Below are 2180 nucleotides of genomic sequence, written 5' to 3' on the forward strand. Positions count from 1 at the left end.
GCACAAGGCGACACAAGGGGCGACATCGCACACCACGAAACCTGCGCCGGGCAAGGTGGGTCATACGCGTTGCAATTGCCCCTGCATCGAAAAAGGGTTTCTTGCAGCGCGACGTATTTGCGGGAAATTGGTCGGAGCGAGAGGATTCGAACCTCCGACCCCCTGCTCCCGAAGCAGGTGCGCTACCAGGCTGCGCTACGCTCCGACCGATGGGCGGGGACTAGCGATTCTACCGGGCTTTGGCAAGGGGCATATCGCCCGGCACCGCCACACCGTGTCAGCGGCCACTTCTCGGCAGGACACGCAGCAAAAGGCTGGCGCGCGGGGTTACAGCCTCGGCCCGGCTGCGCGTCAGCAGAACCGGCCGGTTGGCCGAAGTCCCGGCCCGGCCTTCGCGCAGTACGATGTAGATGCCCGAGGCGATGATGATCCCCGCGCCAAGAATGGTAGGACCGTCGGGGGTTTCAGCGAAAAGAAGATAGCCATACCCCGTCGCCCAGAGAATCTGCGAATATTGCATCGGCGCGACGATCACCGCCTCACCCGCGCGATAGGCGAGGATCACGAGGTAGGAGGCGGCCAGCCCGAAGATGGCGATGATTCCGAGGAGGCCGAGATCACCGAGCGGCATTGGCCGGTAGACGAAGGGCAGCGCCACCCCCATGGCGATCACATTGCCGACCATCGGATAAAGCAGCAACACGACCGAGCGTTCATCCTGCCCGATCCGCCGCACGATCACCGAAGCCGTCGCGCCGCAGATCGCCGCGACAAGGGCGGCGAGGTGGCCCAAGGACAGATCCGCCTGACCGGGCCGCATGACGACAAGCACGCCGACCAGCCCCGCGATCACCGCCGCCCAGCGCCGGAGACGCACCGTTTCGCCCAAAATCGGGATGGCAAGGATGGTGATGAGAAGGGGCGAGGAGAAGAGGATCACATAGACCTGCGCCAGCGGCAGGATTGAGAAGGCATAAAAGGCCGCGACCCCGGTGATCGTGGTGCAGATCGTGCGCAACAGAACCCACCAGGGATGGCGCGGCTTCAGGCTCGCTTCCCGCGCATCGGCCAGCAGAATGACCGAAACGATGGGAAAGCTGAGAAGGGCCGCGAAGAAGACGATCTGAAAGGCTGAATACTCAGCGCCCAGCACTTTGACGACAACGTCATGGGTGGCGAAGATCCCCATCGCCGCAAGCGCCGTCACGGCACCCTTGACATTGTTGACTGCAACCTCCGGCATCGGCCCCTTTTTCGTCGGTATCGGCCCTTCTTTGCCTGCGCGGCGAGGAATGACAAGGCCGCACTTGCGACGCCCGACAGGTGCGGTATGACAGGACAACCCGAAGGAGACCGGACATGCAGAACCTGACCCGCCGCACGGCACTCGCCCTCATGCTGACCGGCCTTGCCGCCTGCGTCGTCGCCGAACCCGAGCCGAAAAAGAAGAAGAAAAAGAAGGGTGGGCGGGCCGAGGTCAACCGGCTGATCACGAAATATGCCCGCGTCTATGACATCCCCGAAGACCTGATCCACCGTGTGGTTGCGCGCGAAAGCAACTACAATCCGGCGGCACGCAACGGGCCTTATTACGGGCTGATGCAGATCCTGCCCGACACCGCCCGCACCATGGGCTATCGCGGCAAGCCCAAAGGGCTTCTCAACGCCGATACTAACCTCAAATTCGGCTGCAAATACCTGCGCGGCGCCTGGATCGTCGCGAATGGCAACCGCGACGAGGCGGTCATGTGGTATTCACGCGGTTATTATTACGAGGCCAAAAGGCGCGGCCTTCTGAAGAAAACCGGGCTGAAGTCGTAGGCACGGGATGCTGCGCAGGCGCGGCAACAAGAGCTTCGGCGAAGGGCCTGCCGACATCCGGAGCGAACTGGAGCGGTATTCGGACCTGAACGGATATCCGGCAACCCTCTTTGGCCAGTGCCGCTATCCTTGCGGCCATAGCCGGTTTCGGCTGCGGGTCGATGAGGCCGAAGGATATATGGAGCGTGTCTGCCAGAACTGTTCGGCAGCCCATGCCATCGGCGACAGCGCGCGCTTTGCCGAAGATGCCGTGCCCGAGGAATGCGCCTGCCCCTGCGGCGGCGAAGACTTCGCCATCACCATCGGTCTCGCGCTTTATTCCGACAGCAGTGATATCCGCTGGGTCTATGCTGGCTGCC

General features: G+C 62.8%; 3 protein-coding genes and 1 tRNA gene. 2 read left to right on the forward strand and 2 right to left on the reverse strand.

Features of this window, described 5'->3' with window-relative positions:
* Positions 1-128: 128 nt before the first annotated feature.
* A tRNA-Pro gene (locus WBB85_RS04635) sits at positions 129-205 on the reverse strand.
* 72 nt (positions 206-277) lie between these two features.
* The gene (locus tag WBB85_RS04640; protein ID WP_432637455.1) at positions 278-1243 is read right to left on the reverse strand and encodes a DMT family transporter; all 966 of its coding nucleotides are present in this window, start codon (positions 1241-1243) and stop codon (positions 278-280) included.
* Positions 1244-1359: 116 nt separating this feature from the next.
* Here WBB85_RS04640 and WBB85_RS04645 point away from each other — a divergent pair, with 116 nt between their 5' ends.
* Positions 1360-1821: a transglycosylase SLT domain-containing protein gene (locus WBB85_RS04645; protein ID WP_432637456.1), complete on the forward strand. Its 462-nt coding sequence runs from the start codon at positions 1360-1362 to the stop codon at positions 1819-1821.
* A gap of 7 nt (positions 1822-1828) precedes the next feature.
* A partial coding sequence (locus WBB85_RS04650) for a hypothetical protein (RefSeq protein ID WP_432637457.1) occupies positions 1829-2180 on the forward strand: 352 nt, incomplete at its 3' end.

This window comes from Albidovulum sp. (assembly GCF_049646345.1).
GTDB lineage: Bacteria > Pseudomonadota > Alphaproteobacteria > Rhodobacterales > Rhodobacteraceae > Albidovulum.

Excerpts from the sequence above, each read along its gene's own strand:
- WBB85_RS04640 (WP_432637455.1), bottom strand. The coding sequence starts at position 1,243 with ATGCCGGAGGTTGCAGTCAACAATGTCAAGGGTGCCGTGACGGCGCTT.
- WBB85_RS04645 (WP_432637456.1), top strand. The coding sequence starts at position 1,360 with ATGCAGAACCTGACCCGCCGCACGGCACTCGCCCTCATGCTGACCGGC.